Here is a 25,936-nt window from a genome sequence, read left to right as displayed (position 1 = left end):
TCAGCTCCACGATCTTCGTTGGTGTAGAGATCATGTCGATCAGATGGAGTGCGGTCCGCAGGATGTCTGTGCCCAGGGTCCATCCGATACATTCATCAGCCTAGTACGCGCAGGCAAACTTCGCTGTCCCGAGTTCTTGTGATCTCTCTGACGCATTCATGCCCTTGGATGCGTTTTGGCTTCGCTTGCGGTGCGCAGACGCGCCGGACATTTGCACCTTGACCACAGTTGACGGAACAATACAGGCATGAGCAACTCCGCTTCTGAAAGGACATCCTCCACGTCGACCCTCGCAAACGAGCTGGGCCACAATCTCGGCTTCAGCAAGGGGGACTATGTGCAAGAGATCGGCTATGACGACGACGTCGACCAGGCACTCTGCGAGGCGATCGAGAACATCATCGGTGACAAGATCGCTGACGGCGAAGAGGACGATGTCTACGACGTGATCCTCATGTGGTGGCGGTCGGACGACGATGATCTCATCGACGGTCTCGTCGACGCGCAGGCCACGTTGAAGGAGGGCGGAGTCGTGTGGCTGCTCAGCCCGAAGGCCAATCGTCCCGGACACATCAGCCCGGCCGAGATCTCCGAAGCGGCTCCGACAGCCGGCATGCACGTGACCTCGACTGTCAGCGCCGCCGACGACTGGGCCGGCTTCCGGCTCGTGGGCAAGAAGAACTATTCATGATCCTGCGGCCCGGTGACAGGGCCCCGGATCTCACGCTTCCCGATCAGCATGGATCGGTCATCACCCTCGCCGAGGCGGCCACCTCCTCCGTACTCGTGCTCGCTTTCGTGCCCTTCGCGTTCTCTCCGATCTGCGGGGACGAGCTGGCAGCTCTCGATCGCTGGCAGGCGTCGATGCGCGAGGACGCGAAGCGGGTCGACGTCCTCGTGGTGTCGGTCGACTCGAAGTACACCTTGGCCGCGTGGTCGCAGCAGACGGGCACCGGTCTGCTGCTGGGCTCGGACTTCTGGCCCCATGGGCAGGCCGCTCGTGCCTTCGGTGTCTTCGATCCGGTCCACGGGGTGGCCGAACGAGGAGTCTTCGTCATCTCGGCGGGTACGATCGTGAGAGGCAGGCAGGTCGCCCGCGGGGTGATGCGGGATTTCTCCGGCGATTTCGACGCGGCGCTCTCCAGCCTCTGACACTCAAGCCATATTCTGCGCGCCGAACCACGGCCCGTCGGACACTGCAAGGAGGACTCCATCATGGCCACGCTGTTCACCAAGATCATCAACGGTGAGATTCCCGGCACCTTCGTCCACACCGACGACAAGTGCGTCGTGTTCCTCGACGTGGCGCCAATGACGGAGGGACACGTCATGGTTGTGCCGCGGGAAGAGATCTCGCACTGGATCGATGCGGACCAGGAGCTGCTTGATCACCTCATGGCGGTGGCGAAGAAGGTCGGGGAGGCCCAGAAGCAGGCGTTCGACTGTGAGCGCATCGGCCTGCTCGTCGTCGGTTACGAGGTCCCCCACCTCCACATCCACGTGCTGCCGACGAACTCGATGGATGATTTCGACATCAGTGATCGGGCACCGATGCAGACTCCGGAACAGTTGGAAGGGCCGGCGGAGAAGATCCGTCAGGCTCTCTCTCAGCTGTCCTGACCTGCCGTGGCAAGGCGGGCCAGGAGCGAATCCCGCACCAAGCTCGCACCGCGGACCCCGCCGTAGTTCGCGGCGAAGCGCTCATCCGCAACGTACATCTCAGCCAGTCCGGTCACGTATCCGCACAGATCTCCGTCAGGATCGGCGGCGGGAGTCCCCGGCGTCTCGGACAGCCAGGCGATGTGTCTCCTGGCCAGTTCCTGGCACCTCGGCGATTCGGGATCCTCACCGTCATCGGAGGCGGCGATCCAGTCTCGACGGAGTTCATCGACCTGGGACTTGAAGTCGCAGCGCTCCTGAGCTGACAGACCCGTCCACCACTCCGCGGAGCGCCGATAAGCTTCACCGCCCCAGCGGGCGGTCACTTCCTCTTCGTGGTCGCGGTGGTCGAAACCGTCGAACATCTCCTCAGCCATGAGCGGCTCACCTGCTTTCAATCGTGTGATGGTCGCAGTGACGGCAGCGATCTGCCGACCGAGGCGCTCCTGCTCGTGTCCGAGTGAGAGCACGTGTTCGGACAGAGCCTTGACCGGATCCTCGGTGCGGTCGAGCACCTCGGCGATCCTGGTCAAAGGCAGCCCCAGCTCCCTGAGCAGCAAGATGCGCTGCAGGCGCACCAATGCCGCTTCGTCGTAGCAGCGGTAGCCGTTTGCGGCGATGTACGTCGGCGGCAGCAGTCCGATCGCGTCGTAGTGACGCAGGGTGCGGCTCGTCGTTCCCGTCAACTGTGCTGTTTCCTGAATGGACCAATCCATGATCGACAGCCTAGAAGTTGACGCAACGTCAAGGTCAAGTGCAGCGGTCGGTTCCGTCCCGACTGGGGCTCCTGCCCGACCGCGGAATTCCCTCAGGCCGCGGATCTGAGGGAGTCGAGGGCTGAGAAGAGGTCCCGAGCGAGGTCGTCGACGTGTTCGAGACCGACCGAGAGCCGGACCAGGCCATCTCCCGGCTTCGCCGTGGCGGCGACGGGCCGGTGGGTCAGCGAAGCCGGATGCTGGATCAGGGTGTCGGCTCCTCCGAGCGACACCGCGTGGACGATGAGGTCACAGTGTTCGACAAAGGTCCGAGCGGCTTCGAAGCCGCCGGTGAGCTCGATCGCGATCATCGCGCCGCCTCCGGACATCTGCCGGCCGATGAGACCCCGGGGGTCCCCTCCGGCCAGGCCGGGATAGTGCACTCGCGTGACCTCCGGGCGCGAACTCAGCCGGCGCGCGAGTTCAGCCGCCGTATCCTGTGCCGCGCGCATCCGCACGGCCAAGGTGCGCAGGCCGCGATGGAGCATGTAGGCACCCATCGGATGCAGCAGTGCGCCAGTGATCGCACGCACTCGACGCAGCCGGGTGGCCCACTCGTCATTCGTTGCGATGATTCCGCCCATAGCGTCGCCATGACCGCCGAGGTACTTCGTCGCACTGTGGAGGACGAGGGCGGCCCCATGCTCGATGGGACGCTGCAGGACCGGAGTGCAGAAGGTGTTGTCGACGAGGACCGGGATGTCACCGGCCGCGGCGACGACCGCCTCGAGGTCGACGAGGTCGAGGCTCGGATTGGCAGGCGTCTCGACGATGACGAGTCCGGTGTCCTCACGGATGGCCGCGGTGATCTCACTCTCCTCAGCCCAGGACACAGAGGTTCCGAGCAGACCCGATTCGAGCAGGTGGTCGCTGCCGCCGTAGAGAGGACGGACCGCCACGATGTGCGGAGTGCCGGCCTCGACAGCGGCGAGGAGCGCGGCAGTCAGCGCGGCCATGCCGGTGGCGAAGGCCACTGCTGACTCCGCGCCCTCGAGTTCGGCCAAGGCCGACTCGAATCGCGCCACGCCGGGCTGCCAGAGACGCTGGTAGACGGCCGAATCGCCCTCCTTGAGCGTCTGTCCGGTGGCAAGCCGTTCGTAGGAGTCCCCGCCGGTGCGGACGTCGTTGACCGGGTTGGTGGTGGACAGATCGATGGCGGGGACGTGGACGCCTGACTCTGTGAGGCCGTCCATCCCGCCGTGGACCATTTGGGTATCGAGATGCATAGAGGTCATAGCGGCATTCAAACCACTTCTCCCGAACAACGCAATCATCATTGAATGACCTGTGAGGAAACAGGCCGAAAATGGAGGATCTGCGAGGACGTGTGCCAGACTGTGACTCATGTCGCAGAATGTCTCACTCGATGCCACCGATCGCCGTCTGCTGCAGGAGCTCAACGCGGATTCTCGTGCCTCGGGAGCAGCATTGGCAGAGTCGGTCGGGATCTCCGAGTCGACGGTCTCTCTGCGTCTCAAGCGGCTCAGGTCGCTCGGTGTCATCCGCGGGTTCCGCATCGATGTCGATCCCGCGTCCCTCGGCGTCGGTCTGCAGGCGCTGGTCTCGATCCGATTGGCCAAACACGATCGCGCCGAGATCGACGCGTTCACTGCGGCAGCACCGAACTTCCCCGGTGTGGTGAGGATGTATCACATGGCCGGTGCCGACGACTATCTGCTGCACATCGTGGCCACCGACACCGAGGCGGTGCAGTCGTTCGTCCTCGACTATCTCACCCGCTACCCGGCGGTGGCCCATACGCGGACGAATCTCATCTATCGGGTCGAGGACGGTTCGGCCTGGATCCCCGGAGAGCCGTGAGCCAGCGCCAAGCGCTCGAGGAGCGATCTTCCGTGACCGAGCACAGGCTCAGCCCCGTGCGGTGATCGTCAAGCCCTGCTTGCGCTGGTGGACGGAGAAGTACTGCAGTCCGGCTTCGGCGTCGGCGACGATCCGTCGACGCGAACGGCGAGGCAGCCAGACGATCTGACCGGGGGAGAGGGCGATCGTTCCGGTCTCGGTCTCCAGTGTGCCCGCACCTGCGAGGACGTGGATGAGCACATCGAGATCGGGTCCGGTGTGCTCTCGGATCTCTCCGCCCGGGGTGAGGGCGATGACATTGGCGTCGAGGTCACGCTGCTGGGGCGGCAGCTGCCACACGGAACCGGAGGTCTCGGCCTCTGCCGAGAGTTCGTCGACATCGAGGACGACTCGCGGTGCCGAAGTCGACGCCTGCTTGCTGATGCGCACTCGCACCTCGTCCTCGGTGCTCTCAAGCGGCTCCCAGCCCACCGCATCGGCGAACTCTCGAAACATCTCGACGCGCAGTCCTTCGGGCACATGGTCATTGACGAGGATGAGCCCGGCTCCGACCTCGAGCTGCTGATAGGCCTTGATGATGTGCGGATGGCGCTCGGGCTTCGGAACGGTCCGGACGTCGATGACGGCTTCTTCTGCCATAGCGGCTCCTCTGCTTTGTTCCAATGGATTCTTGTATAAACTATCACCATGGATCCGCAGGAGTGCTCGCGCGCAGGTCTGTCGCGTACGAGAGGGGTCTCCGAAATGGGGAGGACCCGTCGAGCCGAGATCCTGCGTGTCCTGCGCGAACGCACTACGGCGACTGCAGCCGAACTCGCCGATGCTGTCGGGGTTCACCCGAACACAATCCGTTTTCACCTGCGGATCCTTGAGCGCAGCGGTGATGTCGTCCGCGAACAGGTACCGAGCCGTACCCCGGGGCGACCGGAACTGCGGTTCCGTCTCTCGCCGTCGCATGGCTCCACAGAGCTGCGGGCGGATCTGCTCGCACGCATCCTCCTCAACCGGATCGCCGCAGCGGCTGATTCCGAGCGCGAAGCCGAATCGGCAGGGCGCCAGTGGGGAAGTGGTGCAGCCGCCACCGCCGGGGCATCAGCGGCCGATGCGGTCGAAGGACTGGTCGACACACTCGAGGCAACAGGCTTCGCCCCCACGTGCTCTGAGGCGGACATGATCGAGTTGCACAATTGTCCGCTCCGGGAATTCCTCGCCACTCACGGTCGACTGGTCTGTTCCATTCACCGCGGGTTGATGTCGGGCTATCTCGATGCCGCGGAGTCGTCCAGTGCAGTCGAATCGCTCGAGCCCTTCGCCACCGCATCGAGCTGCCGGGCCCGACTGCGGCGGCGAGCGCCTGCCGCGGGGAATTGAAAACCATCACCACCATCGTCGAACGAAAGAGAATGCAGATGACCGATGAACCGACCGGGCAGAACCTGCGCGGGCTCAGTGCCGAACTGTTGGACAAGGCTCATGCATCCCGCAGCGGTCGTGCGGCACGCGGTGTCTTCACCGGCACTTATCTCCGGCAAGTGATGCTCACCCTGACCGAGGACTCCGAGCTCGCCGACCACGATTCTCCGCCCGAGGCGTCTCTGCAGGTGATCGAAGGGCGTGTTCGACTTGCGACAGCGGAAGCGTCCTGGGAGCTGTCCACCGGCGACTTCATCGCGATCCCACCCGAACGGCACTCGGTCACAGCCCTGGAAGATTCTGCCTTCCTGCTCACGATCCGCACGGAAGTCCACGGCGGCTAGTGCGCGCCAAGCGCCACGTCTGCCGCGGCGGCAGAACTCCAGCGTCACAGATATGACGAAGGCACCCCGCTTCCACGGGGTGCCTTCTGCTGTGGGCCCAGAGGGACTCGAACCCCCGACCCTCTCGGTGTAAACGAGATGCTCTAGCCAGCTGAGCTATAGGCCCCACTGCGCTGTCGGAGCGTCCGAGAGCGCCTGATCAGTATGCCACACCCGAGGTGCTGCGACGAATCCGGATGTGCGCCGATCAGGGGCAGGAACGGATGCCGCTGAGCATCTGTGCTGCGTTGGCAGTGTAGTTCTCTGCGGCTGCCGAGGGATCGACGTCGAAGAGCCGGCGGTTCTGCTCCACAGCGACGCCTCCCAAGGTCAGTGTCATGATGCCCTGCGCCACTTCCGCGCCCAGACGCTGACCGGCGAGCGCCTGCGGTGTGACATCGGCGGGGGCGATCGAATACCCCAGAAGCAGGATCTCGGCACCATCCCTGTACTTCAGCAGCACCTCGCGCAGGGACATGGCTGCAGCCAGGGGATCGGCGGTGGCGGGGCACCGGGCGTCGACTTCCGCCCTGAGGCTCTTCGAGATGAGGACGAGGAGGGACTGCTTGTCCTTGACGTGCCAGTAGAGAGCAGATGGCTGAACCCCGAGTTCTCGGGCCAGACGGCGCATCGAGAGGTCACCGAGGCCGTATCGCGAAAGGATGTCCAAAGCAGTGTTCGTGATGGTCTCGACGGTCAGTGCCAATGAGACATTCCTTTCATTCAGCGTCCGTGTCCGGTCCCGATTTTTCAGATCGCGTTCCCCTCGCTATAGTAGTTCCTGGTCACGGGATATAGCGCAGCTTGGTAGCGCGCCTCGTTCGGGACGAGGAGGTCGTGGGTTCGAATCCCGCTATCCCGACCAAGGGAATGTGCCGCAACTTCGCTCAGGCGAGTTGCGGCACTTCTGGTCTCCGGCGTCATTCGGTCCCTCTCTTCCCCACGGGGACGGGCCGTTGCGCGGCGAGGGAGCGGATCAGCCGACTCCGCCCTGTCCGGGATCTGTGCCGCCGACACCGTCGGCTTCCGACCGGCCGGCCTCTGCGTGTCGCGGACGGTCGTTCGCATCGGGGTGATCGGCTGCCTCGGCGAAGTTCTCGATCACAGCGTCGGGATCCGTGCCGCGCCACCGACCGATCGCCTTCATCACTTGGTAGACGACGATCGCCGAGGCTGTGCCCAGCGCGATCCCCTCGAACTGCAGTCCTCCGGGCGTCCACGTGAAGTTCGCGATGGCCACGATGAGCGAAACCGCGGCGGTGTTGAGGTTGATGGGATTGGAGAAGTCCACCTTGTTCTCCACCCAGATCCGCACGCCGAGCATGCCGATCATGCCGTAGAGCACGGTCGCAGCACCGCCGAGGACGCCGGGAGGGATCGTGGCGATGATCTCACCGAACTTAGGAAGCAGGCTGAGGAGGAAGGCGATGACGGCTGCGCACAGATAGGCAGCAGTGGAGAAGATCCGTGTCGCGGCCATGACTCCGATGTTCTCCGCGTAGGTCGTCGTCCCCGAACCGCCGCCCGAGCCGGCGAGCATCGTCGAGAAGCCGTCAGCGAAGAGGGTTCGTCCGGCGAGCGAGTCCAGATCCCGTCCCGTCATGGCGGCCACCGATTTCACATGGCCGATGTTCTCTGCGATGAGTACGAGGACCACGGGGAGGAACAGTCCGAGATAGCCGAGGTCGAACGCCGGAGCGTGGAAGGCGGGAAGGCCCACCCAGTCGGCTCGGGAGACGGTGGAGAAGTCGATCTGTCCCTGCAGCCATGCGGCTGCGTAGCCGACGAGCACGCCGATGAGGATCGAGAGCCGCCCGAGCATGCCACGGAACAGGACCGTGGTCAGCAAGATGGCGGCGATGGTGATCACGGCCGTCAGAGGAGCTGCCTGCACCCAGTCCCACGCGGCGGGAGCGAGATTGAGGCCGATGAGCGCGACAATGGCCCCGGTGACGACAGGCGGCATCGTCACCTCGATCCAGCGCACACCGACGAAATGGACGACGAGCCCGACGAGTGCGAGCGTGACGCCGACCGAGATGATGCCGCCCTGCGCCAACGCCATGGCATGGGAGTCGAGTTCCTCGCCCGCGGTCGCGGAGAACCCGGTGACCGCGCCGATCGGGGCCAGCAGCCCGAAGGACGAGCCGAGGTAGGACGGCATCATGCCCTTGGTGATGACGAGGAAGAGCAAGGTGCCGAGCGCTGTGAAGAACAGGGTCGTCGAGGGCGGGAAACCGGTGAGCAGAGGCACGAGGAACGTGGCGCCGAACATCGCCACGACATGTTGGGCTCCGACGCTGATGGTGCGCGGCCAGCTCAGGCGCTCCTCGGGCAGCACCCGCTCGCCAGGGGCGATCGTCCGTCCGTCACCGTGCAGCGTCCAGCCGCGACGGTGCCCTCGCCGCTCTTGTGCGTCCGTCTGCTTCGATTCCACCATTGTGCTCCTTGCCCACTGCTCGTCGCCGGTGATCGGGACTCGCGCCGATCCGTCGGAAGAATACTACGCGCCGGACCGCCGCGCGCAGCGCTGTTGCGGAGCAGCACGCCTGCGGATCCCCGGCGACCAGCCCGCGGATCAGCTTTCGCGCAGGCTGCGCTTGAGGATCTTCCCGGCTGAGTTCTTCGGCAGCTCCGAGACGAAGTCCACGCGTTTGGGCACTTTGAAACCTGCCAGGCGTGTCTTGACGTGCGCGATGACCTCCTCGCCGCTCAGCTCGCCCTGATCGGGTTTGCAGACGATGAAGGCGGATACCGCCTCGATCCATTTCTCGTCTGCGATACCGACGACGGCCACCTCGGCGACCTGGGGCAGTTCGAAGATCGCGTCTTCGACCTGCCGGCTGGCCACCAGGACACCGCCGGTGTTGATGACGTCCTTGACCCGGTCGACGACCTCGACGTAGCCGTCCACGTCGACTCTGACCAGATCACCGGAATGGAACCAGCCGTCGTCGAAAGCCTCGGCCGTGGCATCGGGGCGATTCCAGTAGCCTTCACACAGCTGCGGGGAGCGGTAGAGCATCTCTCCCTCCTGGCCGGGACCGACATCCTCACCGGCGCTGTCGACGACGCGCGTCTCGACGAACATGACCGGGCGCCCGGCCGAGCCGGGGTGGGAGTCGTGGTCTTCGGGGCGCAGCACGGTGCACAGCGGGCCGAGCTCGGACTGCCCGAAGCAGTTGAAGAAGCCGAGCTCGGGCAGTCGCGCACGGAGACGATCGAGGATCGGTCCGGGCATGATCGATGCGCCGTAGTAGGCCTTGCGCAGACTGTCGAGGTTCCGAGTCTCGAGCTCTGGGCTGTTGGCCAAGGCGACCCAGACCGTGGGAGCGGCGAAGAACGAATTGATCTCCCGCTCCTCGAACAGGGCCAGCAGCTGGTCGGGCACCGGTGCCGGCACGATGATGTTGTGCGCGCCGATCGACAGCAGCGGGAGGAGGAAGACATGCATCTGCGCGGAATGATAGAGCGGCAGCGCATGCACGGCGCGATCGGTGGTCGCGAAGTCGAGGGCGAGCAGCGAGGACAGGTACTCGTGGACCAGGGCGCGATGGGTCATCACCGCTCCCTTCGGCGCCGAGGTGGTGCCGGAGGTGTAGAGGAGCTGAGCGATGTCCGTGTCGACGACGGAGAACTCCGCATCATCGGCGGGAGCGATGGTGTCCGCCGAGGCGACGGGCACCAGTGAAGCCAGATCGATGACCTGTGTGGCCGCCCCTGTCTGCGTGGAGGCCACGGCATCGACGAGATCGGCATCGGCGAAGACGATCCCTGCCCCGGCATTGTCGAGGATGTACTCGAGCTCGTCGTGCTTGAGCTGGAAATTCACCGGTACGTGGATCATGCCTGCGCGGGCACAGCCGAGATAGAGGAGGACATAGGCGTCGGAGTTCTTGCCGTAGGCGGCGATCCTGTCGCCTTTTCCCGCCCCGAGGCGGAGGAGCTCGCGGGCGACTGCCGTGACGGCCGCGTCGAGTTCGGCGTAGGTCCACGTCCGATCTCCGAATTCGATGGCTGTGTCGGTGGAGAAGCGACCGGCGCTGCGGCGGATGAGATCGGCGACCGTCGACGTGTTGCTGAAGGCGGGGGATGCGGTGTCCGTGTGTGAAAATGACATGACCCAAATATATGAGCGAACGCGAGCGGAGTGAACTGCGTCTCATTTTTCGGGGCGGCGCTCAGTGATTTCCCGGCTTCCCGGATGTAATAGTGTGGACCCATGAAGCATCCGAAGGTGAGTGACTGCGTCGAAGTCTTCGACTCGCTGTGGCCGACGGCCCTGGCCGAGCCCTGGGACTCGGTCGGCCTGTCCGTCGGTGATCCCGCTGCCGAGGTCCGCTCGATCCTGCTGGCTCTCGATCCGATGGACGCGGTCATCGCGGAGGCGGTGGTGCTCGGAGCCGACCTGGTGTTCACCCATCATCCGCTCATACTCAAGCCCGTGAAAACCGTCAGCGCCTCCACCCTCAAAGGAGGGGCAGTGCACACGCTGATCAGCAACGACATCGCACTGTTCAATGCGCACACGAACGCGGACTCGGCCCGTGAGGGCGTCTCCGATGCGCTCATCTCGCTTTTGGACATCAGGGATGCCGTACCGCTGGCTCCGCACGCTCCCTCTCCGCGGACTGGGGCCGAAACCCTGCCGACCGGGATCGGTCGCGTCGGTGATCTGGCCCGCCCGACGCCGGTGCGCGACATCGCTCGCACGCTGGCCGAGAAGCTGCCCCGGACGACGACGGGAGTGCGCATCGCCGGTGATCCTGGCGCGACGGTCACCCGGGTCGCGGTGTGCGGCGGGGCCGGTGACTCGCTCTTCGACGAGGTCCGTGCCAGCGGCGCGGAGGTCTACATCACCGCCGACCTGCGCCACCACCCAGCCACCGAGGCGCGCGATACCGCTAACCGCGGTGACGGGCGCCCCCAGCTCATCGACGTCTCTCATTGGGCCTCGGAGACGGTGTGGTTGGAATCCGCTGCCCGGGCTCTCGAGGCGGAGTTCGGCGAGCGCGGCTTCACGGTCGCCCTGCAGCATTCGGCCGTCAACACCGACCCCTGGGTCGAACGCTACTGAGGAGGAGATCGACGATGCGCATCACCGACGACCAGCGAACCGCCCTGCAGAACCTCATAGAGCTCACGCCCAATGGCCGCGCCCTGCGACACGAACACGACAACCCGAAGCGCGGAGCCGAACTGCAGGACCTCGTCCGGACCCACAAGGAACTCGGGGAGGAGAGGACGCGGGCGTCCGAGGGCGTTGACCGTCTACGTTCGGCGATCGGGGAGACGAATGCGCTCATCGAGGCGCAGCGGACGCAGATCGAGAAGAAGACCGCCGAACTCAATGACGGCACGGGTCTGACCAGCCGAGACCTCGTGAACCTGCAGAACGAGATCGCGGGCCACGAGGACCGCGTCTCCGAGCTCGAAGAATCCCAGCTCGAGGAGATGGAGAGGCTCGAGACTGCCGAGGCGGAGCTGTCAGGGGTCGATGACAGGATCGCCGAGGTGACGACTGCCGGCAAAGAGGTGCAGACCGCGGTGAAAGACCGCAAGGCCGAACTCCGAGACCTCATCAGCGCGAACGAAGTCTCTGCCGGTGGGGCGAAATCGTCGCTGCCGCAGCAGCTGGTCAGCGCTTTCGAAGCGAATGTGGCACAGGGCGGGCCCGGTGCGGCCCTCCTCACCGGACCGAACTGTCAGGCGTGCGGCCAGGAGATCGGAGCAGCCGTCTGGAAGGCGATGCTCGGTGGGGATCTGAACGAAACCTACGAATGCGAAGAGTGCGAGGCGGTGCTGCTGCGGCGCAGCTGAGGCTGCGCAGCTGCGCGACACGAGAGACTCAGCCGCGCAGGACAACCGTCAGAGCCGCCGGCTTCTTCGGGGCAGACGGGGTGAATTCGACCTCATAGATCTCTTCGGCCCTTGCCACCAGCTCATCGACGGTCGTCGGCAGCGCACGCGCGTCAGCGAGCAGTCGACCCGCGAACTCCCCGCGATAGAACTTCGCCCAGTGCGAGACCACACGACGTTTGCCGTCCTTGACGGTGACGGCACCCATGGTGACGACCTGGTCATTCGGACCGGGCCAGGCCGATCGGTAATCACTCGAACGGCAGTCGAGGGCCACCTCGGCGGTGTCGAGCGGAGAGGATTCCGCAAGGATCGGCTTCCAATACGAGGTGAGGCGGCCCAGGGTTCCCAGCTCGGTCTTCATCGCCAGTCGGTAGGCGGGGATGACGTCGAGGCCGTTCACCCGACCGAAGAGCGCGGAGAAGACGAGCACCTGCCGCAGGCGCGCGTGCAGGCTCTCGTCCTCGGCCGCCCGGGCGACGAGTTCGGAGGCGCCCATGGCCTCGTAGAGGACGCCGGAATAGGTGAGGAGGGCCGGTGCGCAGGGAATGACGTCGAGGACGGTATTGCGTTCGACGTCGTCGGCCAGCGAGGCACCGACGCCGAGGACTTCGAGCGCATCGCGGCGCTTCGAGGCCTTCTGCAGCGCGGAGAGGACCCGCTTGCGTTTCGCGGTGAGCTCCGGGGACGAAAGCCTGTCCAGGTCGAGCACAGGGCCGGTCGGAGCCGGCGTCTTGCCCTCGGAGGGCGGCAGCAGGATCTTCACCCTTCCATCGTATGATCACCGACGAAGGCGAGCGGCGGTGCCTGCGGATGAGCTTCGTCACGTTCGCAGACTTGGCGGACGAACGGGCGCGGCTCCGGTCAGCGGAACGTATTCGAAGCGGTAGACTGGGTTGCTTGAGGACAGGTCACCAGACGGTCGCGGCCGATTTCGGCTGAGGAACGTCCGGGCTCCACAGAGCAGGGATGGTGGGTAACACCCACCCGGGGCAACCCGCGGGCAAGTGCAACAGAGAGCAGACCGCCCGGCTTCGGTCGGGTAAGGGTGAAACGGTGGTGTAAGAGACCACCAGGGTGTCGGGCGACCGGCGCCGCTGGGTAAACCCCATCCGGAGCAAGATCAGACAGACGACGTTCGAGGCTGCTCGCCGAGTCGTCGGGTGGATCGCTCGAGGCCGGTGGCAACATCGGTCCCAGACAGATGACCGTCAGGCGAGAAGGGTGACCGACTCGTCGACAGAACCCGGCGTATCGGTGGCCTGTCCTCTTCTCTCCGCCCGCGTCCTCACAAGGGGCGGCCGGCTTGCGCATGCTGGCGCAGGAGCCGACCGTTGAGTCCGACGACGAGTACGAGGATGCCGAAGGCGCCGATGGCAGCGACGCCGCCGACGACGAGGACGTAACCGTCTTCGCCGCGGTAGATCAGCGGCTGCTTCAAGGGCCTGCCGTCGGTGTCGTCGAGAGAATAGGTGAGCGTGTCGACCGTGCGATGCTTCCGGGAGGTCGAGTCAAGGACCTTCCTCACCTCGACCTCATGATCGGCGACGACCGCGGCTGCCCCGGACGCTTCTCATCAATGCGAGTCGCTCTTCTTCACCTTCGTTTTGCCGTCATTGACGGCGACCATCGCAGCTCCCACGATTCCGGCGTTGTTGAAGAGCTTGGCGGGTTTGAGTTTGGCCCGAGTCGAGATGAGCGGGAGGAACTCGGCATGGGACTTCGAGACTCCTCCGCCGACGATGATGACATCGGGGGCGACGAGCAGCTCGATGAGTGAGAAGTACTGCTGCAGGCGCTTCGCCCATTCCTCATAGCTCAGTCCCAACCGCACCTTGACCGATTCGGCCGCCTGCGTCTCCGCATCGGCACCATTCATCTCGATATGCCCGAGTTCGGTGTACGGCACGAGCCGTGCCTGCGTGAACAGAGCAGTGCCGATGCCTGTTCCCAGAGTCGTCAGAAGCACGGTCTTCTTCCGGTGGGCGCGCCCGGCTCCGAAGATCATCTCGGCGAGTCCCGCAGCATCGGCATCGTTGAGGAAGTGGACCCTGCGTCCGGTGCGGTCGCCGATGACGGCCGCGATCGCGGATCCGACCCAGCTCTGATCGAGGTTGGCCGTGAACTCGACGAGGCCGTCGCGGATGACGCCGGGAAATCCGCAGCCGACAGGAAGCGAGTCGAGATCGGTCCTGTCGGTGACGATTTCGAGTTCCAGGGCGCGGGCGGTGAGGACTTCGAGCAGTTCGGCAATCGTCTCGGCCACAGCGCTCGGTGTGCTCGGTTTCGGCGTGAGCACCCGCAGGCGTTTGAAAGCCAACTGCCCGGTGACCGTGTCCACGAGGGCCGCTTTGATGCCGGTTCCGCCGATATCGATGCCGATGGCGAATCGGTGCACTGTCTCCTCCGCCATCTCAGTTCCCGTGATTCAGCGGTCCGTGGGCGATGGCGGTGTCGGCATCGGCCAGGGTGAGGATGTCGGCGCCCGTCTCGGTCACCACCAGGGTGTGCTCGAACTGCGCCGAGCGCTTCCGGTCCTTCGTCACCACGGTCCAGGAATCGTCCCAGACATCCCATTCGATCGTGCCCAGATTGAGCATCGGTTCGATGGTGAAGATCATTCCCGGCTCCATCGTCTCGGAGTGCGCGGGCGCGGCATCGTAGTGGGGGACGATGAGACCGGAGTGGAATTCGCGACCGACTCCGTGCCCGCTGTAGTCGCGGACGACGCCGTAGTCGAAGCGTTTGGCGTACTTCTCGATGACGCGGCCGATGACATTGATCTCGCGGCCGGGTCTGACGGCTTTGATGCCGCGCATCATCGCCTCGTAGGTGCGTTCGACGAGGAGACGGGAGGCCTCGTCGACCTCGCCCGCATAGAACGTGTAGTTCGTGTCCCCGTGCATGCCCTCGAAATAGGCGGTGATGTCGACGTTGACGATATCGCCGTCCTCGATCACCGTGGAATCGGGGATGCCGTGGCAGATGACCTCGTTGACGGAGGTGCACACCGACTTCGGGAACCCCCGATAGCCCAGGGTTGACGGATAAGCCCCGTGGTCGCACATGAACTCGTGGGCGACGGCGTCGATGTCATCGGTGGTGATTCCCGGCACGATCATCTCGCCGACTGCGGCCAACGCATTCGCCGCGATCCGTCCTGCGGCCCGGACGATCTCGATCTCTTCGGCGGAGTAGAAGTTGTTTCCGCGACCTTCGTCGGCGTCGGCACGTCCGACGTATTCGGGGCGGGCGATGTTCTTCGGCACTCTGCGTTCGGGAGAGAGGGTTCCGGGAGTGAGCAGGCGGGTGTGAGCTGTCATGATGCAATCGATTCTATGGTGGTTGCCCGGCTTTGCCCACTTCGGCGGTGCCTGTCGATGTTCTGGTCCGGTGCAGGGCGCGTCTAGAATCGAAGCAGCCGGGCACAGGCGTGAGGCTCGACTCGGCGAACCGATCGGTCGCGGATGCGGGCCGTGAGCGGGACAGGCGGATGAGGACAGCGGGAGGCGTGTTGAGCGACGAGACGGATGCTGCCGGTCATGAGTTCTCCGGCCTCGGCGATGTGGTGAGCCTGACGAGCGCTCCACAGCAGATTGCGGACCACATCCTGTCCGGAATCGCGGTCGGGGCGCTGCCGGAGGGCACTCTTCTGCCCGGTGAGCGGACTCTCGCCGCCGATCTGCAGGTATCTCGTTCGAGCGTGCGTGCCGCTCTGCTGCGCCTCGAGCGTCTCGGAGTCGTCGAACGACGCCGGGGGCGCGGGGGAGGGACTTTTGTGAAGAACGCCCGCCCGGAGGCGTTGGCGCCGATGGCGGGAAGGATCGAGGAATTCCATGCGGAACGGCGGAACCTCCTCGACGCCCGTGCCGTGTTCCAGAACTGCCTGGCCGCGACCGCGGCACGAAGGCGCACCGAGGACGAGCTCACGGAGCTCAGGCAGCTCGCCGCAGACTATTCCCGACGCGCCGAGGCGGCGGCGGCTCGGACAGCGGACGCGCAGTTCCATTTCGCCGTCGCCCGGGCCGGCCACAACCCCGAGCTCGTGCGCATGGCCATCGACATCGACACGAAGATCAACGCCGGATTCCGGCACGATCCGTTCTCTGCCGAACTCTTCGACCATGCCGTGGCCGATCATGCCGCGATCGTCGAAGCGATCGCCGAACAGGATGCCGAAACAGCAGGACGGCTGTGTGAAGAGCACTTCCGCTTCACCACCATCGTGTCCCAGGGGTGAAGCCCGAGGACTCGCATGACGTCGGCCGGCACCCCGATGGGGCACCGGCCGACGGCGGAGAGAGGCGGTGAGCGCTGTGGGCTCAGTTCGCCAGAGCGTGCTCGACGGACACCGTTTCGAGCCCGAAGGCGTCGGCGACGTTGCTGTTGGTGACGTGGCCGTTGTGGATGTTGAGCCCACGGGCCAGAGCGGAATCGTTCGACAGGGCCTTGTGCCATCCCTGATCGGCGATCTTGACCGCGAAGGGCAGCGTCGCGTTCGTCAGCGCCGCGGTCGCGGTGCTCGGCACGCCGCCGGGCATGTTCGCCACACAGTAGTAGACCGAGTTGTGGACGGGGAAGGTCGGATCGTCGTGCGTGGTCGGGTGCGAGTTCTCGAAGCAGCCGCCCTGGTCGATCGCGATGTCGACGAGGACCGAGCCCGGCTTCATTCCCGCGACCATCTCATCGGTGACGAGCTTCGGTGCCTTCTTGCCCGGGATGAGCACGGAACCGATGACGAGGTCGGCATTGGCCAGGGATTTCGTGATCTCGTACTTGTTCGACACCTTCGTCGCGATCGCACCCGCGAAGGTTTCGTCGATCTGCCGGAGGCGAGGGATGTTGATGTCGATGACCTCGACGTTCGCTCCGAGGCCCAGAGCCATCCGGGCGGCATTCGTGCCGGCGACGCCGGCGCCGATGACGACGACGTTGGCCCGCTCCACCCCGGGCACGCCGGAGAGCAGGATGCCGCGTCCGCCGTTGGCCTTGAGCAGGCTGTGCGCGCCGACCTGCGTCGAGAGTCGGCCGGCGATCTCGCTCATGGGAGCCAGGAGGGGGAGCCCTCCGCCGTCGGGCTGCACTGTCTCATACGCGATCGCCGTCGTGCCGGCTTCCATGAGCGCCCGTGTCAGGGCCTCGTCGGCGGCGAGGTGGAGGTAGGTGAAGAGGATGAGGTCCTTGCGCAGGAACTCGTACTCCTGCTCGATGGGTTCCTTGACCTTGAGCACGAGGTCGCCTGCGGCCCAGGTGGCGGCGGCGTCGGCGGCGATGCTGGCTCCGGCGGCGGAATACTCCTCGTCGGTGATGAACGATCCCTCGCCGGCTCCCGCCTGCACGGTGACCTCATGACCGTGGGCGACGAGTTCGTGGACGCCGGCAGCGGTGATGGCGACTCGGTGCTCGTTGTTCTTGACCTCGGTGGGCACTGAAATGCGCATTGCGTTCCTTCTCTCTCGATCTTGCGCCACTCGCGCGGTGGCGGCCGACTTCGCCGTCGCCGACTATGGCTCCAACTCTATTCCTTAGAAGGTTTGCAGAGCAAACCTTTATCGCTGTTTTCGTCAGCAATAGTGCGAAATCCGTGGATTCGAGTACCAGATGACGCCGAAAACATGATTCCAGTGCGAGTAGGAGTGCAGGGTCGGCGAACCACACGGGTACTCCGCGTTCACAGCCCGAAACGGTAAGCTGACAGTGTCAATGCAGAACCCCACCAAGGAGAGAAGGCTCGCCATGGGACTCTACGAAGATATCGACGATCCGAATTCGAAGTACTACTTCAATCTCGAGACGAACACCGTCGAAAAGGGCCTGGTCAGCGACTGGAATCACCGCATGGGTCCGTACGAGACGGAGGAAGTGGCACGCGCTGCCCTTGAGAAGGCTCGGGAGCGCAACCGGAAGTGGGACGAAGACGACGAGAAGTGGAACGGCTGATCGAATGTCGCGTCAGGAGGAATTCGTACTCAGGACCGTCGAGGATCGTGAAGTGCGATTCATCCGCCTCTGGTTCACTGATGTCCTCGGACAGCTGAAGTCCGTGGCCATCGTTCCGGCCGAACTCGAAGGCGCCTTCTCCGAAGGCATCGGATTCGACGGTTCGGCCGTCGAGGGACTGTCGCGGGTGTACGAGGCCGATATGGTGCTCAAACCCGACCCCTCGACGTTCTCCCTGCTGCCCTGGCGGGGAGAGACCGAGCCCACCGGGCGGATGTTCTGCGATATCCACGTGCCTGGCGGAGAGCCCGCGCCGGCGGATCCGCGCAATGTCCTCAAACGCACACTCGCGAAGGCTGCCGAACGCGGTTTCACCTTCTATGTGCATCCGGAGATCGAGTTCTATCTGTTCAAGACCGATAACCTCGATCCGGTCAGCGGAATCACCGACGGCACCGCGCCGATGCCGGTCGACACGGCCGGCTACTTCGACCATGTCAATGGCGGTACGGCCAATGACTTCCGCCGGGAGGCGGTGACCATGCTCGAAGCGATGGGGCTGTCGGTGGAGTTCTCCCACCACGAGGCCGGGCCCGGGCAGAACGAGATCGACCTGCGCTACGCGGATGCTCTGACGATGGCCGACAACGTCATGACCTTCCGCTCGGTCATCAAGGAAGTTGCGATCTCGCAGGGTGTGTACGCCTCGTTCATGCCCAAACCGCTGTCGGCGCATCCAGGCAACGGCATGCACACGCATGTGTCGCTGTTCGAAGGTGAGAACAATGCGTTCTTCGAACCGGGAGCCGAGTATCAGCTGTCGCGGACCGGACGCCAGTTCATCGCCGGGCTGCTCATGCATGCGGCAGAGATCTCGGCGGTGACCAATCAGCACGTGAATTCCTACAAACGGCTGTGGACCGGACATGAGGCGCCGTCCTACATCTCCTGGGGGCATCGCAACCGGTCCGCCCTGGTCCGGGTGCCGCAGTACAACTCGGGCAAATCTTCCTCTGCACGGGTGGAGTACCGGGCGCTGGACTCCTCGGCCAACCCCTATCTGTCCTACGCGCTCATGCTCGCGGCCGGCCTCAGAGGAATCGAGGAAGGCTATGAGCTGCCAGACGAGGCCGAGGACAACGTCTGGCTGCTCTCGGACACCGAGCGTCGCGCGATGGGCATCGAAGCGCTGCCCCGCAGCCTCTCGCATGCTTTGGAGATCATGGAGAGCTCAGATCTCGTGGCCGAGACTCTGGGCGAGGAGGTCTTCGACTTCTTCCTGCGAAACAAGCGCCAGGAGTGGAACGACTACCGCGCTCAGGTGACTCCCTACGAGCTCGCCAAGCACTTCACCGCGATGTAGCTCTCATGGCAGGAATCACCTCACGCACCACCAGCGTCCCGGATCCGACCGCACGATTCCTCCGCGAGCTCGACGAGCTGCTGGGTCAGCCGCTGGCCACGGACTCCCGATTCGTCGACCTGCTCATGGCAGCTCCCGATCCGCACGCTGCCGCCCTCGGGCTGCTGCGGGTCGTCGAAGCAGGCGGAGCGGAGTCCGCACGGCTGCTGCTGGCCGCGGTCCGGTCCGGTTCGGCTGGGCGGTTGGCCGAAGACGAGCTCAATCGTCCTCTGCTGGCTCGTCTGCTCGCGGTCATGGGCACTTCCGAGGCGATGGTCGACCACCTCGTCAGGCATCCGGACTCGCTGCCGCTCCTGCTCGCCGAGGACCCGTTCCTGCTCATCTCCACTCCGGCCGCCTCGGCGGCGTCCCTGCGCAGCGAGCTGCTCGCCAGTGTGGGCGCCGACCCCGAAGACCCGGCCCCCCGTGCCCGGCTGACCGGTGATGAGGGGATCCAGGCGCTGCGTCGTGTCTATCGAGACGCGAGCCTGCGCCTCGTGGCCGACGACGTCGCAGCGGAAGCGCCTGTCGAGATCGTCGACCAGGTGATGGCAGTTCTGTCCGATCTGGCGGCCGCGGCTCTGGATGGGGCGCTGGCGGTCGCCCGCGCAGAGCTCGATCCGGTCGCAGAGGTCGGCCTCGCGGTCATCGCTCTGGGCAAGACCGGGGCGAGGGAGCTCAACTACGTCTCTGATGTCGACGTCGTCTTCGTCCTCGATTCGAGTGCGAACGACGAGCAGCGACATCTGGCCACAGAACTCGCCCAGCGCATGCGCAGCATCCTGTCCGACGCCGGGCCCGAACCCGCGCTGTGGGAGGTCGACACGGCCCTGCGTCCTGAGGGCAAGGCGGGCGCACTGGTGCGGACCCTGTCGGAATACGAGCACTACTACGCCGATATCGCGAAGAACTGGGAATTCCAGGCCCTGCTCAAGGCTCGTCCCGTGGCCGGGAGCGCCGAGGTGGGCCAGCAGTTCTCCGAGGCGCTGCTGCCACTCGTCTGGCAGGCCGCCAGCCGCGCCGGATTCATCGATGGCATCCGATCGATGCGTCGGCGCGTCGTCGACCTCATCCCCGCTGCCGAGGCGCCGCGTCAGATCAAGCTCGGGCGCGGAGGGCTGCGCGACGTCGAGTTCTCTGCTCAGATGCTTCAGCTCGTCCACGGGCGCACCGATGAGGACATCCGCACGCCGAACACGCTCGTGGCGCTCGAGGAACTCGGCGAACACGGATACATCGGGCAGCAGGACGCGGCTGTGTTCTCAAACGCTTACAGATTCATGCGCGTCGTCGAACACCGGGTGCAGATGCCGCGGATGATGCGCAATGCCCTCATCCCCGACGACGAGATGAAGCTGCGCGTGCTCGCCCGTTCGGTCTTCCGTTCCGGATCCCGCACCGGAGCACGGCTCGAAGAGACCAGGCGCGACTATGCCAAACAGGTCACGCGCCTGCACGAACAGATCTTCTACCGTCCGATCCTCGACGCCGCAGTCGGTGTGCACGGCGCCGTCGTCGACGCGCACAAACGCGGTTCGAGTCTGCAGGCCGCGGCGGATCGTCTGCATGCCTTCGGCTATCGCGATCCGCACGGCGCCCTCTCCCATATCAAGGCCCTGACGACAGGGATGTCGCGCACGGCGATGGTCATCAGACAGGTTCTGCCTGCTCTGCTCGATTGGTTCTCCGATGGAGTGGAGCCCGACCGGGCCCTGTTGGCCTTCCGTAGGCTCAGCGAGTCGCTGTCGTCATCGGGATGGTTCCTCAAGATGCTGCGCGATTCGGGCCTGGCGGCGAAGTCGGTGGCTGAAGTGCTGTCCCTGTCCGGCTATGCCACGGAGCTGCTGTTGCGCCAGCCGGCCGCCGTGGCCTGGTTGGACAAGTACGACAACCTCGCAGCTCGCGATCCCGAGGTGCTCGCTGCCGAGGTCGACGGACTGCTCAAACGCCACGGTTCCGCTGCCGTCACCCCGATCCGGGAGACGTACAGTCGAGAGCTGCTGCGCATCGCCCTGCGCGATGTCCTCGATGTGGGCGAGCGCGCGGGGGTCCCCGGTGATCTCTCGGACCTCATGGACCTCGCGGTCAAGGGGGCGCTGCGCGCTGTGCGGCTCGACCTCGACGAACCCGAGACCCCCGGGTACGAGTTCGTCCTCATCGCCATGGGACGGTGGGGCGGAAGGGAGATCGGGTACTTCTCCGATGCAGATGTCATGTACGTCTACCGACCGCTCGACGATGACCTCGACTCCGAGGCGAAGGCGAAACTGAGCAAACACGTCAGCAAGATCGCGCTCCAGCTGTCCAGCCGACTGAAAGCCAACGAGAGCGCGCAGGGTGTGGACCTCGATGCCGATCTCCGTCCCGAGGGCAAGAACGGTCCACTCGTGCGCAGCTATTCGTCTTATCAGGCCTACTATGCGAAGTGGTCGCAGCCGTGGGAGGCGCAGGCCCTTCTGCGCGCTCGTCCCGTCGCCGGCGACGAGCCGCTCATCGCTGATTTCGCCGCTCTCATCGATCCGCTGCGCTATCCTCCCCACATGCCTCAGAAGGCGATGACGCAGGTGCGCACTCTCAAGGCGCGGATGGAGGACGAGCGTCTGCCGCGCAGCGGGGACAAACGCAGGCACCTCAAGCTGGGCCGGGGCAGCCTCTCCGATGTCGAATGGACGGTGCAGCTGCTGCAGCTCGAACACGCTCATGCGCTTCCCGGTCTGCGAACGACTTCGACGCTGGAGGCGCTGCAGGCTGCCACGGACGTCGGCTGCATTCCTGCGGAGGACGCCGAGCAGCTCGCCGCGGCGTGGCGACTGGCCACCGACGTCCGATCCGCCGTGATGCTCTTCCGCGGACGGACAGCCGAGGCTCTGCCGGTCGATCACACCGAACTCGAGGCCACTGCTCGGCTGTTGGGCTACCCGGCCGGCGGTGGGCACGATCTCGAGGACGACTACCTGCGCACGACGCGGCATGCGCGCAGCGTCATGGAGCAGCGGTTCTACGGATTCTGAGCCGCCGGCTCAGTCCTCGTCGAACTCGAGTCCGAGCAGAGCGTTCTCGATGACTTCGGGGAGGGCCGGATGGATCCAGTACTGCTCGGTGGCCACCTCATCGGCTCTCTGCCCGAAGGCCATGGCCTGGATGAGGGGCTGGATGACGATCGATGCTTCATGGCCGACGATATGGGCCCCGAGGATGAGCCTGGTTCGACGGTCGGCGATGATCTTGACGATGCCGGGATCATCGGCCATCGCCCAGCCGTAGGCGACATCCGAGTACTTCTGCACCTTGACGGTGATGTCGTGCCCGGCCTCACGGGCTTCCTGCTCGGTCATACCGAGGAACGCAACCTGAGGCGACGAGAATACGGCTCCTGGGACCGCGTGATGATTGACTGTGGCCAGGTCCTCTTCCACCGCGCTGCCGGGACCGCCGGCGGCGACATCGGCGGCGAGGTTGCGCCCGACGATCTTCGCCTCGTGATTGGCCACATGCTTCAGCTGGTGCGGTGAGCAGATGTCACCGAGTGCGAAGACACCGGGCACAGGCTCGCCGCCGGAGAGCACACGCTGCTGCTCGTCAACGGCCAGGCGGAGGTCCTCCCGGACGTCGAAACCGGCGGCATCGACGGACAGTTCGCTCGTATTGGGCGTCCTTCCGGTGGCGATGAGGACTCCATCGGCGGTGATCGACTCGGGCAGATCGACCTCCTCGACTCGTCCGGTGGGCTCAAGAGTGAGCGTCACCTCCCCGTCGTCGACGCTGACAGCCGTAGCCTGGGCGCCGTGGAGGACAGTGTGTGAGGAACCGAAGACTCGGGTGAACTCCGCAGACGCCTCTTCATCGATGCTTCCGAGCAGGCGGGGGCCGCGTGCGAGCACGGTCACCTCTGTGCCCAGGCCGGCGAATATATGAGCGAACTCCATGGCGATGACGCCTGAGCCGATGATGACCAGGCGTTCGGGCTTCTCCTCAACGCGCATGATCGTGTCGGAGGTGTAGAACGGGTAGCCGTCGGTGTCGACGCGCTTCGGGTCGAGGCCTTCGACCGGGGGAAGGAACGGGTGAGCGCCCGCGGCGATGACGATGCGGTCGGCGGTGATGTCCTCGCCCGAGGCGGTGCGCACACTCTTCTGGCCGGTGAAGTGAACGTGTTCGGCAACGACGGTGACGTTCGGCTGCCGGTCGCTGCTGCGGTAGTCGCGACCTCCGGCTTCGATGGCGTCGATGCGGGAGAAGATGCGTTCCTGGAGTCCGGCCCAGTCGATCCGAGGCTGAGTGGGGGAGAGGTTGTAGCGGGCGGCCTGTTCGGCCTGCTCGGCCACCGTCGCGGGGTAGACGAACATCTTGGTCGGGATGCATCCGACGTTGAGGCAGGTGCCCCCGAAATGCCATTCCTCCGCGATGGCCGTCTTCAGGCCGGCAAACCGTTTGTCGAGGAACATGTTTCCCGAACCGGTGCCGATCAGCAGCAGGTCGTAGTGCGTCAAAGTCCATCCCTCCAAGGGTCAGTGGTCCGGCCGAATGAGAATCGGGCTGCAGAGGCGAAAGGGCGCCACGGGGGAAACCCGCGGCGCCCTCACTCTATTCCCCTGCGTCATCGAACAGGTGCAGCTCAGAGCGCATAGTAGAGTTCGAACTCCGTCGGTGTCGGACGCAGGCGGGCCACGTCGAGCTCGTTCTCGCGTTTGATCCGGATCCAGGTCTCGATCAGATCCGGAGTGAAGACGTCGCCGGCCGTGAGGAAGTCGTGGTCCTTCTCCAGCTCGTTGAGTGCTTCGTCGAGGGTGCCGGGCACGAGCTTGATGTCCTTTGCCTCCTCGGGAGGCAGTTCGTAGAGGTCCTTGTCGATCGGCTCCGGCGGCTCGATCCGGTTGCGGATGCCGTCGAGACCCGCCATGAGCTGAGCCGAGAAGGCGAGGTACGGGTTCGAGGAGGGGTCCGGCACACGGAACTCGAGGCGTTTGGCCTTGGGGGAGGCGCCGGTCACCGGAATGCGGATGGCAGCCGATCGGTTGCGTGCCGAGTACACGAGGTTCACCGGTGCTTCGTAGCCGGGGACCAGACGCCTGTAGGAGTTGATCGTCGGATTCGTGAACGCGAGGACGGCACCGGCATGCTCGATGAGGCCGCCGATGTACCACCGCGCGAGGTCCGACAGGCCGCCATAGCCGTTCTCGTCATAGAACAGAGGTTCACCGTTCTTCCACAGGGACTGATGGCAGTGCATACCCGAGCCGTTGTCGTCGAAGAGGGGCTTTGGCATGAACGTCGCGGACTTGCCGAGCTCGAATGCCGTGTTCTTGATCACGTATTTGAAGTCGAGCAGCTGATCGCCCGCATGCTGCATCGTCTTGAATTTGTAGTTGATCTCCTGCTGACCCGCAGTGCCGACCTCGTGGTGGGCGCGCTCCATCTCGAAGCCGATCTGCTCGAGTGTCAGCGACATCCGATCGCGGATATCGGCGTACTGGTCCTGTGGGGAGACGGGGAAGTAGCCGCCCTTGAAAGGAGTCTTGTATCCCTGGTTCCCGCCGGGCTCATCCGCGCCCATGTCCCATGCGGCTTCCTGCGAACCGATCTTGTAGAAGCTGCTGCCGGGGGTGTTCTCGTAGCGGATGGAATCGAAGAGGTAGAACTCGGCCTCGGCGCCGAAGAACACGGTGTCGGCGATCCCGGTCGACTCGAGATAGGCCTCGGCCTTGGCGGCGACCTGGCGCGGGTCGCGGGAGTAGGGCTCGTCGGTGAACGGGTCGACGATCGAGTGGGTGATGACCAGCGTCTTGGCCTCACGGAACGGATCGATGTAGGCAGAGGTGACATCGGCCAGGAGCTTCATATCCGATTCGTGGATTCCCTGGAAGCCTGTGATGGAGGACCCGTCGAAGAGCAGACCTTCGGTGATCTCGTCCGTGCCGTAGGAGGCGGCGGGGAGGTTGAAGTGCTGGACCACTCCGGGCAGGTCGCAGAAACGGACGTCGACGAATTTGACGTCTTCGTCCGAGATGTAGTTGACGAGTTCTTCAGCAGACGAGAACACTTAGTCTCCTAGTTAGGTTACGGTGGCCGTTTGTCCTGACCACGAACAATCCTAGTCGCCCGCGAATGAAGCGGTGATGACGCCCATGTTTCGGGCATGTTTCTGAGGATCCGCTCAGGGCGGATTGCGTAGGCTGGTGGGGTGATCAATCGTGATGACCTTGGTTCCTGGCTGGAAGGACCCCGGTTCGACAGGGAGGCCGGCGACTGGCCGGGCAAACGGCTCGGACTGCCCGCCACCGGTTCGCATTCTCTGGCTCCGGCATGGAAGCGCATCCTCGCTCTGCTCGTCGACTGGCTGATGTGCCTGGCGATCGCGAACCTCGTCGACCCGGCGAATCCGTTCATCGCCCCAGGACTGTTCGCCCTCGAGAATTTCCTGCTCATCGGCACGCTCGGGTACTCGGTGGGCCACCGGATCTTCGGCATCGAGGTTCGCCGCCTCGACGGCCATGTTCCCGGGATGCTCAAGTCCCTCATCCGTGCCCTGCTCGTCGTGCTCGTCGTTCCTGCACTCATCTTCGACCGCGACAATCGGGGACTGCACGATCTCGCCGCCGGCACCGTGATCCTCCGCCGCTGACGGACCCCGACCACGACGCCGGCTGAGCCGCCTCAACCACGACGCAGAGATCATTCGCACGGGATGTGGACCCCGTCTTCGC

At 64.9% G+C, this 25,936-nt stretch carries 26 protein-coding genes, 2 tRNA genes and 1 other RNA gene; 15 read left to right on the top strand and 14 right to left on the bottom strand.

What is annotated here, in order from left to right:
• Positions 1 to 247 precede the first annotated feature (247 nt).
• The 3 genes from IHE57_RS09965 (at position 248) to IHE57_RS09955 (ending at position 1,620) form a co-directional block, all read left to right on the top strand.
• Positions 248 to 691, top strand: coding sequence for a DUF3052 domain-containing protein (locus IHE57_RS09965; protein WP_209326121.1), 444 nt, complete (start codon positions 248 to 250; stop codon positions 689 to 691).
• The gene (locus IHE57_RS09960) at positions 688 to 1,152 is read left to right on the top strand and encodes a redoxin domain-containing protein (RefSeq protein WP_209326120.1); all 465 of its coding nucleotides are present in this window, start codon (positions 688 to 690) and stop codon (positions 1,150 to 1,152) included. Before IHE57_RS09965 ends, IHE57_RS09960 begins: the two co-directional genes overlap by 4 nt.
• A gap of 63 nt (positions 1,153 to 1,215) precedes the next feature.
• Entirely contained in the window at positions 1,216 to 1,620 is a 405-nt protein-coding gene (locus IHE57_RS09955) for an HIT family protein (protein ID WP_209326119.1), read from the top strand.
• Here IHE57_RS09955 and IHE57_RS09950 read toward each other — a convergent pair.
• On the bottom strand, positions 1,608 to 2,375 hold the full coding sequence (locus IHE57_RS09950) for a MerR family transcriptional regulator (protein WP_209326118.1): 768 nt from the start codon (positions 2,373 to 2,375) through the stop codon (positions 1,608 to 1,610). The two genes, IHE57_RS09955 and IHE57_RS09950, sit on opposite strands and share 13 nt — an antisense overlap.
• Before the next feature lie 92 nt (positions 2,376 to 2,467).
• Positions 2,468 to 3,649 carry a trans-sulfuration enzyme family protein gene (locus IHE57_RS09945; RefSeq protein ID WP_209326117.1) on the bottom strand — a complete coding sequence of 394 codons (1,182 nt, stop codon included), beginning with the start codon at positions 3,647 to 3,649 and terminating at the stop codon, positions 2,468 to 2,470.
• Positions 3,650 to 3,758: 109 nt separating this feature from the next.
• Here IHE57_RS09945 and IHE57_RS09940 point away from each other — a divergent pair, with 109 nt between their 5' ends.
• Positions 3,759 to 4,235: an Lrp/AsnC family transcriptional regulator gene (locus tag IHE57_RS09940; protein WP_209326116.1), complete on the top strand. Its 477-nt coding sequence runs from the start codon at positions 3,759 to 3,761 to the stop codon at positions 4,233 to 4,235.
• 48 nt (positions 4,236 to 4,283) lie between these two features.
• Here IHE57_RS09940 and IHE57_RS09935 read toward each other — a convergent pair whose 3' ends face one another.
• A complete protein-coding gene (locus IHE57_RS09935; protein WP_209326115.1) occupies positions 4,284 to 4,874 on the bottom strand; it encodes a DUF2249 domain-containing protein in 591 nt (196 codons plus the stop codon).
• 48 nt (positions 4,875 to 4,922) lie between these two features.
• Here IHE57_RS09935 and IHE57_RS09930 point away from each other — a divergent pair, with 48 nt between their 5' ends.
• Together IHE57_RS09930 and IHE57_RS09925 are read left to right on the top strand one after the other, a co-directional pair.
• Positions 4,923 to 5,606 (top strand): helix-turn-helix transcriptional regulator, encoded by a 684-nt coding sequence (locus IHE57_RS09930; RefSeq protein WP_209372802.1) that lies wholly within the window; start codon positions 4,923 to 4,925, stop codon positions 5,604 to 5,606.
• A 38-nt stretch (positions 5,607 to 5,644) separates the two neighbouring features.
• Positions 5,645 to 5,992, top strand: coding sequence for a cupin domain-containing protein (locus IHE57_RS09925; protein ID WP_246475975.1), 348 nt, complete (start codon positions 5,645 to 5,647; stop codon positions 5,990 to 5,992).
• Between the two features lie 92 nt (positions 5,993 to 6,084).
• Here IHE57_RS09925 and IHE57_RS09920 read toward each other — a convergent pair.
• Together IHE57_RS09920 and IHE57_RS09915 are read right to left on the bottom strand one after the other, a co-directional pair.
• Positions 6,085 to 6,158 (bottom strand) — tRNA-Val (locus IHE57_RS09920).
• Between the two features lie 81 nt (positions 6,159 to 6,239).
• Positions 6,240 to 6,737: a TetR family transcriptional regulator gene (locus IHE57_RS09915; RefSeq protein WP_209326113.1), complete on the bottom strand. Its 498-nt coding sequence runs from the start codon at positions 6,735 to 6,737 to the stop codon at positions 6,240 to 6,242.
• Between the two features lie 82 nt (positions 6,738 to 6,819).
• On the opposite strand from IHE57_RS09915, the gene IHE57_RS09910 reads away from it, so the two are divergent.
• Positions 6,820 to 6,896 (top strand) — tRNA-Pro (locus IHE57_RS09910).
• Between the two features lie 111 nt (positions 6,897 to 7,007).
• On the opposite strand, the gene IHE57_RS09905 is transcribed toward IHE57_RS09910, so the two are convergent.
• Positions 7,008 to 8,471, bottom strand: a complete 1,464-nt coding sequence (locus IHE57_RS09905; protein ID WP_216629807.1) for a uracil-xanthine permease family protein — start codon at positions 8,469 to 8,471, stop codon at positions 7,008 to 7,010.
• Positions 8,472 to 8,609: 138 nt separating this feature from the next.
• The gene (locus IHE57_RS09900; protein ID WP_209326112.1) at positions 8,610 to 10,151 is read right to left on the bottom strand and encodes a fatty acyl-CoA synthetase; all 1,542 of its coding nucleotides are present in this window, start codon (positions 10,149 to 10,151) and stop codon (positions 8,610 to 8,612) included.
• Positions 10,152 to 10,253: 102 nt separating this feature from the next.
• Between IHE57_RS09900 and IHE57_RS09895 the strand changes: the two genes are divergently transcribed.
• Both IHE57_RS09895 and IHE57_RS09890 read left to right on the top strand, forming a co-directional pair.
• On the top strand, positions 10,254 to 11,108 hold the full coding sequence (locus IHE57_RS09895) for a Nif3-like dinuclear metal center hexameric protein (protein ID WP_209326111.1): 855 nt from the start codon (positions 10,254 to 10,256) through the stop codon (positions 11,106 to 11,108).
• A 14-nt stretch (positions 11,109 to 11,122) separates the two neighbouring features.
• Complete coding sequence (locus IHE57_RS09890) at positions 11,123 to 11,851, top strand: zinc ribbon domain-containing protein (RefSeq protein WP_209326110.1); 729 nt, start codon at positions 11,123 to 11,125, stop codon at positions 11,849 to 11,851.
• Between the two features lie 28 nt (positions 11,852 to 11,879).
• Here the strand turns inward: IHE57_RS09890 and IHE57_RS09885 are convergent, their stop codons facing one another.
• The gene (locus IHE57_RS09885) at positions 11,880 to 12,656 is read right to left on the bottom strand and encodes a YaaA family protein (RefSeq protein WP_209326109.1); all 777 of its coding nucleotides are present in this window, start codon (positions 12,654 to 12,656) and stop codon (positions 11,880 to 11,882) included.
• Positions 12,657 to 12,796: 140 nt separating this feature from the next.
• On the opposite strand from IHE57_RS09885, the gene rnpB reads away from it, so the two are divergent.
• An RNA gene (gene rnpB, locus IHE57_RS09880) (RNase P RNA component class A) lies at positions 12,797 to 13,160 on the top strand.
• A gap of 18 nt (positions 13,161 to 13,178) precedes the next feature.
• On the opposite strand, the gene IHE57_RS09875 is transcribed toward rnpB, so the two are convergent.
• Genes IHE57_RS09875 through map form a run of 3 tightly spaced genes read right to left on the bottom strand, consistent with a single transcriptional unit; the run spans position 13,179 to position 15,213 of the window.
• Entirely contained in the window at positions 13,179 to 13,418 is a 240-nt protein-coding gene (locus tag IHE57_RS09875; RefSeq protein WP_209326108.1) for a hypothetical protein, read from the bottom strand.
• A gap of 48 nt (positions 13,419 to 13,466) precedes the next feature.
• A complete protein-coding gene (gene ppgK, locus IHE57_RS09870; RefSeq protein ID WP_343071922.1) occupies positions 13,467 to 14,288 on the bottom strand; it encodes a polyphosphate--glucose phosphotransferase in 822 nt (273 codons plus the stop codon).
• Between the two features lie 16 nt (positions 14,289 to 14,304).
• Positions 14,305 to 15,213 (bottom strand): type I methionyl aminopeptidase, encoded by a 909-nt coding sequence (map, locus tag IHE57_RS09865; protein ID WP_209326106.1) that lies wholly within the window; start codon positions 15,211 to 15,213, stop codon positions 14,305 to 14,307.
• 191 nt (positions 15,214 to 15,404) lie between these two features.
• Here map and IHE57_RS09860 point away from each other — a divergent pair, with 191 nt between their 5' ends.
• Positions 15,405 to 16,130 (top strand): FadR/GntR family transcriptional regulator, encoded by a 726-nt coding sequence (locus tag IHE57_RS09860; protein ID WP_209326105.1) that lies wholly within the window; start codon positions 15,405 to 15,407, stop codon positions 16,128 to 16,130.
• Positions 16,131 to 16,212: 82 nt separating this feature from the next.
• On the opposite strand, the gene ald is transcribed toward IHE57_RS09860, so the two are convergent.
• The gene (ald, locus tag IHE57_RS09855) at positions 16,213 to 17,331 is read right to left on the bottom strand and encodes an alanine dehydrogenase (RefSeq protein WP_209326104.1); all 1,119 of its coding nucleotides are present in this window, start codon (positions 17,329 to 17,331) and stop codon (positions 16,213 to 16,215) included.
• Between the two features lie 295 nt (positions 17,332 to 17,626).
• On the opposite strand from ald, the gene IHE57_RS09850 reads away from it, so the two are divergent.
• The 3 genes from IHE57_RS09850 to IHE57_RS09840 are packed head-to-tail and all read left to right on the top strand — an operon-like array spanning position 17,627 to position 22,243.
• Entirely contained in the window at positions 17,627 to 17,830 is a 204-nt protein-coding gene (locus IHE57_RS09850) for a hypothetical protein (RefSeq protein ID WP_209372800.1), read from the top strand.
• 4 nt (positions 17,831 to 17,834) lie between these two features.
• On the top strand, positions 17,835 to 19,193 hold the full coding sequence (glnA, locus tag IHE57_RS09845; protein WP_209326102.1) for a type I glutamate--ammonia ligase: 1,359 nt from the start codon (positions 17,835 to 17,837) through the stop codon (positions 19,191 to 19,193).
• A gap of 5 nt (positions 19,194 to 19,198) precedes the next feature.
• The gene (locus tag IHE57_RS09840; protein ID WP_209326101.1) at positions 19,199 to 22,243 is read left to right on the top strand and encodes a bifunctional [glutamine synthetase] adenylyltransferase/[glutamine synthetase]-adenylyl-L-tyrosine phosphorylase; all 3,045 of its coding nucleotides are present in this window, start codon (positions 19,199 to 19,201) and stop codon (positions 22,241 to 22,243) included.
• Positions 22,244 to 22,252: 9 nt separating this feature from the next.
• On the opposite strand, the gene IHE57_RS09835 is transcribed toward IHE57_RS09840, so the two are convergent.
• Both IHE57_RS09835 and glnA (IHE57_RS09830) read right to left on the bottom strand, forming a co-directional pair.
• Complete coding sequence (locus tag IHE57_RS09835; RefSeq protein WP_209326100.1) at positions 22,253 to 23,722, bottom strand: mycothione reductase; 1,470 nt, start codon at positions 23,720 to 23,722, stop codon at positions 22,253 to 22,255.
• Between the two features lie 125 nt (positions 23,723 to 23,847).
• Complete coding sequence (gene glnA, locus IHE57_RS09830; RefSeq protein ID WP_209372798.1) at positions 23,848 to 25,272, bottom strand: type I glutamate--ammonia ligase; 1,425 nt, start codon at positions 25,270 to 25,272, stop codon at positions 23,848 to 23,850.
• A gap of 141 nt (positions 25,273 to 25,413) precedes the next feature.
• On the opposite strand from glnA (IHE57_RS09830), the gene IHE57_RS09825 reads away from it, so the two are divergent.
• The gene (locus tag IHE57_RS09825; protein ID WP_209326098.1) at positions 25,414 to 25,854 is read left to right on the top strand and encodes an RDD family protein; all 441 of its coding nucleotides are present in this window, start codon (positions 25,414 to 25,416) and stop codon (positions 25,852 to 25,854) included.
• The last annotated feature ends 82 nt before the right edge of the window (positions 25,855 to 25,936 follow it).

Origin of the sequence: Brevibacterium renqingii (assembly GCF_017808105.1) — a bacterium.
Classification (GTDB): domain Bacteria; phylum Actinomycetota; class Actinomycetes; order Actinomycetales; family Brevibacteriaceae; genus Brevibacterium; species Brevibacterium renqingii.
The sequence above is the reverse complement of the archived record's forward strand: the minus strand, read 5'-3'. Positions and strand labels throughout refer to the sequence as shown.

Coding starts and splice junctions, on each gene's coding strand:
- IHE57_RS09960 (WP_209326120.1), top strand. CDS start 688: ATGATCCTGCGGCCCGGTGACAGGGCCCCGGATCTCACGCTTCCCGAT.
- IHE57_RS09905 (WP_216629807.1), bottom strand. CDS start 8,471: ATGGTGGAATCGAAGCAGACGGACGCACAAGAGCGGCGAGGGCACCGT.
- IHE57_RS09955 (WP_209326119.1), top strand. CDS start 1,216: ATGGCCACGCTGTTCACCAAGATCATCAACGGTGAGATTCCCGGCACC.
- IHE57_RS09945 (WP_209326117.1), bottom strand. CDS start 3,649: ATGACCTCTATGCATCTCGATACCCAAATGGTCCACGGCGGGATGGAC.
- ald (WP_209326104.1), bottom strand. CDS start 17,331: ATGCGCATTTCAGTGCCCACCGAGGTCAAGAACAACGAGCACCGAGTC.
- glnA (WP_209326102.1), top strand. CDS start 17,835: ATGTCGCGTCAGGAGGAATTCGTACTCAGGACCGTCGAGGATCGTGAA.
- IHE57_RS09925 (WP_246475975.1), top strand. CDS start 5,645: ATGACCGATGAACCGACCGGGCAGAACCTGCGCGGGCTCAGTGCCGAA.
- IHE57_RS09965 (WP_209326121.1), top strand. CDS start 248: ATGAGCAACTCCGCTTCTGAAAGGACATCCTCCACGTCGACCCTCGCA.
- IHE57_RS09930 (WP_209372802.1), top strand. CDS start 4,923: ATGGATCCGCAGGAGTGCTCGCGCGCAGGTCTGTCGCGTACGAGAGGG.
- map (WP_209326106.1), bottom strand. CDS start 15,213: ATGACAGCTCACACCCGCCTGCTCACTCCCGGAACCCTCTCTCCCGAA.
- IHE57_RS09940 (WP_209326116.1), top strand. CDS start 3,759: ATGTCGCAGAATGTCTCACTCGATGCCACCGATCGCCGTCTGCTGCAG.
- IHE57_RS09950 (WP_209326118.1), bottom strand. CDS start 2,375: ATGGATTGGTCCATTCAGGAAACAGCACAGTTGACGGGAACGACGAGC.
- IHE57_RS09895 (WP_209326111.1), top strand. CDS start 10,254: ATGAAGCATCCGAAGGTGAGTGACTGCGTCGAAGTCTTCGACTCGCTG.
- IHE57_RS09890 (WP_209326110.1), top strand. CDS start 11,123: ATGCGCATCACCGACGACCAGCGAACCGCCCTGCAGAACCTCATAGAG.
- IHE57_RS09850 (WP_209372800.1), top strand. CDS start 17,627: ATGGGACTCTACGAAGATATCGACGATCCGAATTCGAAGTACTACTTC.
- IHE57_RS09900 (WP_209326112.1), bottom strand. CDS start 10,151: ATGTCATTTTCACACACGGACACCGCATCCCCCGCCTTCAGCAACACG.
- IHE57_RS09840 (WP_209326101.1), top strand. CDS start 19,199: ATGGCAGGAATCACCTCACGCACCACCAGCGTCCCGGATCCGACCGCA.
- IHE57_RS09935 (WP_209326115.1), bottom strand. CDS start 4,874: ATGGCAGAAGAAGCCGTCATCGACGTCCGGACCGTTCCGAAGCCCGAG.